This window comes from Lactobacillus sp. (assembly GCF_051873315.1).
Classification (GTDB): Bacteria; Bacillota; Bacilli; order Lactobacillales; family Lactobacillaceae; genus Lactobacillus.
Genome location: NZ_JBJEES010000037.1, coordinates 4,155 through 11,839, shown reverse-complemented (window position 1 = coordinate 11,839; position 7,685 = coordinate 4,155). Strand labels below are relative to the sequence as shown.

At 50.3% G+C, this 7,685-nt stretch carries 5 protein-coding genes and 1 pseudogene; 3 read left to right on the top strand and 3 right to left on the bottom strand.

The features are described 5' to 3' along the window. The 3 genes from ACI32D_RS02000 to ACI32D_RS01990 form a co-directional block, all read left to right on the top strand. Positions 1-676, top strand: a 676-nt coding sequence (locus tag ACI32D_RS02000; protein ID WP_439774989.1) for an LPXTG cell wall anchor domain-containing protein, incomplete at its 5' end; no start/stop codon positions are given. A 518-nt stretch (positions 677-1,194) separates the two neighbouring features. After that, entirely contained in the window at positions 1,195-2,598 is a 1,404-nt protein-coding gene (locus tag ACI32D_RS01995; RefSeq protein WP_439774988.1) for a class II fumarate hydratase, read from the top strand. Between the two features lie 25 nt (positions 2,599-2,623). Continuing rightward, positions 2,624-4,042 carry a DASS family sodium-coupled anion symporter gene (locus tag ACI32D_RS01990; protein WP_439774987.1) on the top strand — a complete coding sequence of 473 codons (1,419 nt, stop codon included), beginning with the start codon at positions 2,624-2,626 and terminating at the stop codon, positions 4,040-4,042. Between the two features lie 173 nt (positions 4,043-4,215). Here the strand turns inward: ACI32D_RS01990 and ACI32D_RS01985 are convergent, their stop codons facing one another. The 3 genes and pseudogenes from ACI32D_RS01985 to ACI32D_RS01975 all read right to left on the bottom strand — a co-directional run. Beyond that, entirely contained in the window at positions 4,216-5,748 is a 1,533-nt protein-coding gene (locus ACI32D_RS01985) for a C69 family dipeptidase (RefSeq protein ID WP_439774986.1), read from the bottom strand. A 277-nt stretch (positions 5,749-6,025) separates the two neighbouring features. After that, positions 6,026-6,973, bottom strand: a complete 948-nt coding sequence (locus tag ACI32D_RS01980) for a sugar-binding transcriptional regulator (RefSeq protein ID WP_439774985.1) — start codon at positions 6,971-6,973, stop codon at positions 6,026-6,028. 169 nt (positions 6,974-7,142) lie between these two features. Beyond that, a pseudogene (locus ACI32D_RS01975) lies at positions 7,143-7,685 on the bottom strand (peptidoglycan-binding protein LysM); the annotation flags it as partial.

Genomic DNA, 7,685 nt, shown 5'->3' with positions numbered 1-7,685 from the left:
CCCAACGGAACCGACTGAGCCAACCAAGCCAACGACCCCAACAGAACCGACTAAGCCGACTGAACCGACGAGTCCAACGGAGCCAAGCAAGCCGACTGAACCGACTAAACCGACTAAACCGACTGAACCTACCACACCGACTGAGCCGACGACTCCAACGGAACCGACTAAGCCGACTGAACCGACGACTCCGACGGAAGAACCAACTAAACCAAGTACAGAACCGTCAACGGATCCATCTACTAAGCCAAGTACTGAGCCATCAACAGAGCCAAATACGGAACCATCGACCGAACCGTCTACTGAGCCAACGACAGAACCGACTACCGAGCCGTCCGCAGAACCATCTACTGAACCAACTGATACTGAAGAACCAGCTGATACAGATGAAGATACTGACGGCGGTGACGTTGTGACTATAGTGAACACGGATGAAGAGCCAGCAACTAAGTCAGCTGCTAAGACTCCAGCTCCTGTGACTAAGTCAGCTGCAAAAGCACCAGCCGCTGAAGCTGTTGCTAAGTCTGCTTCCGCAGCAAAGACTCCAGCCGCGGCTCAGCTCCCGCAAACCGGTGAGAAGGACGCTAAGACCGGCTTCTTGGCAGGTATTCTTTCTCTGCTGGCAGGTATTTCTCTCTTTGGCTTCAGCTTTAAGAAAAGAAAGCAGGAAAAGTAAGTCCTGATTTCCTAAAAATCAGTCCATAAACAAAGAGCTCCAGAAGCGTTTAGCAACTTCTGGAGCTTTTTGTCTTCCTTGTATTTTTGCGTTTGTGCCGGGGGATGTATGACTGAAAAAATCTGTTTTTTCCGCTATGCTCATTTTGCGCATTCTTCTTAAGAACAGTGAAAGCGTATTATTATAAGAAGGAACTGTCTAAATCACTTTTAGCAAATGAACATTTCACAAGTTACATTTTTCATTAACTCCCTGTAAAAAATAGGCCAAAAAATTTTCCCTACGTCAAATTAAATTGCGAAATACTTCTAGCAACCGCTTACTTCAGCTTGAAAACTTTTACATTTTAAGAATTTTGCCAAAAAATTGTTCAAATTTCAAAAAATAGACAGCCCTTGAAATTCTTTAAAAAACAACAAAAAGCTGTGTCATTTTTAACAAAATTCAAAAAAGCCGTTATATAATGCAAGTAGTTAAGCAAGATTTTTGTAAAAGTTTATTGTAAGGAGATTTGTAAGATGGCAGAACAAGAATACCGTATTGAATCAGACACGATCGGTGAAGTTAAGATTCCTAAGGAAGCTCTCTGGGGCCCGCAAACTGAAAGAAGCCGCAACAACTTCCCATCCGGCGAATTGATGCCATTGGCTATCATCCGTGCTTTCCTGCACTTGAAGAAGGCTGCTGCTGAATCAAACGTTGAAGTTGGCGATGAACCAGCTGAAAAGGGACAAGCAATCGAAGAAGCTATCGACCAATTGCTGGCTCTTAGCGACGAAGACTTGCGCAAGGACTTCCCACTTCACGTATTGCAAACTGGTTCAGGTACTCAAACCAACATGAACGTCAACGAAGTTGTTGCCAACCTGGCTAACAAGCTTCACCCAGGCTTGAACATCCTGCCAAACGATGACGTCAACCGTGGCCAAAGCTCAAACGACACTTACCCAACTGCAATGAACATCGTTGCCGTTGAAGCTGTCGACAAGCTGGAACCAGCTATTCAACACTTGATTGACGAACTTAAGGTAAAGCAAGACAAGTACTGGAAGACTGTCAAGGTTGGCCGCACCCACCTGCAAGACGCTACTCCTTTGACTTTCGGCCAAGAAGTTTCCGGCTACATCTCAGCCTTGAAGCATGACCTGGCCTACATCCAAGAATTGAAGCCAAGCCTTTACGAATTGGCTATCGGTGGTACTGCCGTAGGTACTGGCTTGAACGCTGCTCCAGGCATGACTGAAGCAATCGCCGGCAAGCTGTCAGAAGTTTACGGCCACGAATTCAAGGTTGATACCAACAAGTTCTGGGGCCTGGCTCACCACTCAGCTTTGAGCGTAATGCACGGCGCCTTCAAGACTTTGGCCAACGACATGTTCAAGATTGCCCAAGACATCCGCTTCCTGGCTTCTGGCCCACGTGCCGGCTACGGTGAACTGAACATCCCAGCCAACGAACCAGGCTCATCAATCATGCCAGGCAAGGTTAACCCAACACAAGCTGAAGCCGTAACCATGGCTGTAGCCCGCGTATTGGGCAACGACGTAACCATCAACTTCGCTGCCAGCCAAGGCAACTTCGAAATGAACGTCTTCAAGACTGTCATGATCGCTGCCTTCCTGGAATCAGCTGAAATCCTGGCCGGCACTATCACTGGCTTCGCTGACAAGATGATCCACGGTTTGACTGTCAACGAACAAAGAATGGACGACCTGCTGGAAAACTCCTTGATGACTGTTACTGCTCTGTCACCAAAGATCGGCTACCACGAAGCTGCCGTAATCGCCCAAACTGCTCAACGCGAAGGCACGACCTTGAAGGAAGCTGCCCTCAAGAGCGGCAAGGTAACTGAAGAACAATACGATGAATGGATGGACTACATGGCCATGACCAACATCGACCGGACTAAGCCGGAAGAATAGTCTTTTTCAAAAAGCGGGAGAAAAAATGTTAGCAAAAGTTAATTACAAAGGCTTCATCTGGCCTTTGATCATCGGAATTGGGCTCTTCCTGCTCACTCCTTTGCGTCCGGCAACCATCACCGTTGCCGGCTGGCACATGTTCGCCATCTTCCTTGCGACGATCATTGCCTGCATCACCAAGCCTCTGCCAATCGCCGGGGTATCTATCATCGCCTACGTCATCATCATCGGCCTGGGCCTGGTCCAAATGAAGCCAGCCCTGTCAGCCTTCGCTGACTCAACTCCATGGACCATCGCCATGGCCTACATGATTGCCCGGGGCTTTACCAAGACTGGCTTGGGCCGGCGGATCGCCTTGATCTTCGTCCGGGCCTTCGGTAAAAAGACTTTGGGTCTGGCCTACTCCTTGTCCATGATCGACCTGGTCGTTTCACCAGCCACCCCAAGCAACACTGCCCGGTCTGGTGGGATCGTTTTGCCAATCATCGAATCCTTGTCCGACACCTTCGGTTCCAAGGTTTCTGATGGTACGGAAGACAAGATCGGTTCTTACCTGGTCTTCAACGAATTCCACGCCAACACGATCTCATCCAGCCTCTTTATGACCGCCTCAGCTCCTAACGTGGCCGCGGTTGGTCTGGCAGCGGCTAACGGGGTCAAGATTTCCTGGTTCGGCTGGGTAGCAGCCGCTATCGTGCCAGCCTTGATCTCCTTCATCTTAGTGCCAATCATCATCTACAAGATGTACCCGCCTAAGATCAAGGAAACTCCTAACGCTAAGGAATGGGCTGACGGCCAGTTGAAGGAAATGGGCGCCATGAAGGCCTCTGAAAAGGTTATGATGGCTGTCTTCATCCTGGCTCTTGTCTTGTGGATGCTGTCCAGCTTCATCGGCCTGGACGCTACCTGGGTAGCCTTCCTGGCAACCGCGCTTCTGCTGGTAACCGGGGTTTTGACTACCAAGGACATGCTGAGCGAAACTGGTGCCTGGAACGTTGTCGTTTGGTTCTCAATCCTGATCTTCATGGCTAACCAACTGAGCCTTAAGGGTGGCGTGATTCCATGGCTGCAGGCTTCCATCAAGTCTGTTATCGGTGGCATGTCACCAGTTCTGGTCATGGCTATCCTGGTTCTGGTTTACTTCTACAGCCACTACCTCTTTGCCTCCGGCACGGCTCACGTTGTTGCCATGTACGCTCCGCTGCTCTTGATTGCCAAGAGTGCCGGCGTACCGGTAATGTTTGCGGCTATCATGCTGGGGATGACTGGGGCGATCTTCCAGTCAACCACCCACTACTCATGTGGGCCGGCAACCGCCCTCTTTGCCCCAGGCTATGTTAAGCAGACTGACTGGTGGAAGATGTGCTTCGTTTTGGGTCTCTTCTACCTGGTAGTCTACGGCGGCATCGGCGGCTTGTGGATGAAGCTGATCGGCCTGTGGTAAAAGTTTAAAAGCAAGTTTGAAAAGTACTTGTAAGTAAAGTAAAAGTTTGTAAGTGAAAAGGCAGCTCCAGAATGGAGCTGCCTTTTTCGTGCGGTTTAAAATATCGATGTTGCTATTTTTACTTGTTAAAATGTTTCTTGTTTACAGTTACTATGGAGATTACGGCAATAAAATTACTTGTTGAAAGTGAGCTTGGATTTGGTCATTGGCGCCAGCTTGTTAGAGTGGACGATCAGGCTCTTGTTCATGGTCTGCCACTTGCCTTGCGCGTAGTCAGCGTTCTTCTGGTTCTGTTCAGTCAAGTAGGCCGTCAGCTTGTCACCGGACAAAGTCTTGGCTGCCTTGTCGCTTTGGGCCAGGTTGGCCGCCAGCTGCTTAGTTACGGCCTTCTTGGTTGGATTAACGTCCTTGTAGATCAGGTCCGTCTTCTTGCCAGTTGCGCTGTCGATAAACTTCTTGTGCTTGTAAGCTTCAACCACCATGGCCGTGGTCTTGTAAGTCCAGTAGGCAGACTTGGTATTAGTCGGGTCTTGGTAGTCGCCGTCAACCTTGTACTGGCTTGGCGTGTCGCTGATGTTGGTGTAGAAGGGCAGGTAGACGCTGGTCGCCGGGGAGGCCATGGCCAGCCACTGGATAGCAGCGTATTCCTTAGGTACATTGTTTCTGATCTGCAGGATATGGGATTCTACGTCAGTTGGCACGTTGATTGGCCGGTAGCCGCCCTTCCACTTGCCGTAGCTGGAGTACTTGGTTCCCGTAAAGTGGGAGGAAAGTACCTGGCCAACCTTGCCTGGGCTGACCTTCTTGTCCGGCTTAAGGAAGAGGGTGTAGGACTTCTTGGTAATTGACTGCTTCTTACTTGGGGTCAAGATTCTCTGCCCGTCCCACATTCTCGGCCGGTTGTAGACGGCGTCAGTCTTGTCGTTGGTACCAAAAGCCTTGGCGTAGTTGACCGTGCCTTTTGCATAGCCGGCCAGCTTGATCTTCTTGTTCTTGGACCAGGCCTTGACCTTCTTGACCAGGTTGCTTGAAGCCATGTAGTTCTTAGAGTCCTTGAGGTTGAGCTTGCCGATCACCATTTGGTTAGGGATGACGGCGTACTTGTTGTCTGGAACTCTGACGGCTGCCCAGGTGTGGCCGGAGCCGATTTCCATGTACCAGATTTCGTTCTTGTCGCTGAAGATGACCCCGTTGTTTTCGGCGCTGCCTTGCTTTTCAACGATCTGGCCCAGGCGCTGGACGCCTTCCTTAGCAGAGTGGATGTAAGGCAGGACCACGTCCAGCATGGAAGCTTCGGAGATCCCGTTCTTGACCAGTTTGTCAGCTTTCACCCCCTTCTTGTTGGTCGTAGCTGATTCCGTAGCACTCATGGCCACGTTTTCGCTGTTGATCCCGCTCTCACCAAAAATCCACTGGCCATTTTCCTGCTCGCCGTCTGGCGTGCTGGTATAGCGCAGGGCCGTCTTTGGCAGGCTGGTCTTGAAGCCGTTGTCTTCAGAAACATAAGTGGTCGGGCCATTGCTGGTTGCCTGGTGAACATAGAAGTGCTTGGACCAGGCGCCCACGTCTTCATTGCGGGCGACCAGGGTTGATCCGTCGGTCGTGGCCTTCTTGCCAACTACTACAGTCGTGCAGGCCTTGACAGGCGAGGCGGTAAAAGCAGCTGCCAGGCCCAGGGCACCAGCAGCCAAAATAAACTTACGCATGATATTTCCCCCTATCAAACATAATCCTATCAATCACACAGCAGCGCTTGTTAGCGCTTACCAAAAGAAATCATAAGCCTTTTGCCATTAAATTACAACCCTATACGAAAAGCTAAGCTGCTTTATTAAGAAGCAACTGGGCAGGAAATTATTAGAAAATGAGAAAGACTTTTACATGTGAAATAGGGGATAGCCAGATTATACCGGTTGAAAAATGGACCGGCTCTTTTTCGGAGCTGGTCCTTTTGCCTGCTAAGCAGTGGAAATAATTAATTTTTTACCGGCTGCCTTCTTCTTGCAGCTGCAGGACCCGGTCAGCGATGCTTTCGCTGGTGACCAGGTGGGTGATGATGCCGGACTTGAGGGCGCCCAGGAGGGCTTCAGACTTGAAGCGGTCGTTGACCACGACGAAGCGGACGGGGGTCTTGACGATCTGCTGGTCGGAAATGCCGATGATCTTGTCAGTAATTGAGCTGAAGAAGTGGCCATCATGGTCGTATGGCCGGCCGAAGATCATGCCGGAAATGTTCTTTTGGTGGATGTTCTTAAAGAGGAGGCTTTCGTATTTTTCATGCAGGAAGCTTTCTTCTTCAAAAGCCTGCAAGGTGCCCAGGCTGGCCACCAGAAGGTCCATGTTGTCGTAAAGCTCATCCAGCTTCTCGTAAAAAGGCTCCTTCTTGATCAAGTTGACCAGGTCGGGGTTGGAGGAGTAAAGGGGAGCTGGCAGGGCGCGGAACTGGCCCCCGCATTGGGCAGCAGCGACGCTTTCCAGCGGATTCTTGCGCCCGCTGCCCTGGAGGGGATAGCCAACCAGCTGGACGAAGGTCAGGTCATCATTTTTGACATCCGTAAAGGAGTTGATGATGTCGAGCATGGTCGTCCCCCAGGTGATGCCGACGTTTTTGCTGGACTGCATGTAGCTCTGGATCTGTTCAGCCGCGAAGCTGACGATCTTTTCGCTGTCCTGGTTCTTGGTCTCCAGCTTCTTTAAGATAAAGGCTTCCTTGAGGCCAAACTGTTGGCGAAAGGTCTTTTCCAGGCCGGGATTCCGCTTGGCTCCTTCCTTGATATTGATCTGGACGATGCCGGTCTTTTCCGCGTCGTTCAAAGCTTTGTCAATAAGGTAGCGGGACAGGTTGTACTTGGCGGAAATTTCGGCGATGTTGAGTTTGCTGATGTAGTAGTCGTGTGCGATGTTTGCAAGCTGGTCGTTGCTGAGCTGCATGATTTCCTCCCAATTTTAGACATTTCAAAGACTATTTAAATATTGTAAAGCAAAAGGTCACTTTTGTAAAATAAGTAAAAAGGTATCACTTTTTGAAAAAGACAAAAAGCTAAAAAAGAGCAAAAAAGAAGGGGGAATCAAGCGATTCCTCCTTCGTCATTGTCTGATTTTAGTACCAGTTGTGAGCCAGCCAGAATCTCTTGGCGTTGACCCATGAGCCGTAACGGCCGTATACGTAGCGGTCAGCAGTCCGTTCTTGATTTGCCTTGGACAGGTTGCCGCCCAGGTAGGAGATCAAGAGTTGGTAGCGGCCGTAACAGTTGCCGTTTCTGGCAGTGTAGGAACCGCCTGATTCCCGCATAGCGATCCAGTACTTGGCTGCCTTTTCAGCTGACTTCTTAGCAGCCTTCTTCTTTGCGGCAGCTTTCTTCTTGGCAGCGGCCTTTCTCTTAGCGGCGGCTTTCTTAGCAGCAGCCTTTTTAGCAGCAGCAGCTTTCTTGGCAGCCTTCTTAGCGGCAGCAGCGGCCTTCTTGGCAGCAGCTTCAGCAGCCTTCTTAGCCGCGTCGTCTTGCTGGTCAGTTGAGCTTTGGCTTGAAGCTGAACTTTGGTCAGCGGCTTGGCTTTGGTCAGCGCTGGCAGTTACAGCTGCGGTAGCAGACTTAGTGGTCTTCTTGGCAGCCTTCTTAGCTTTCTTAGTTGCCTTCTTCTTAGT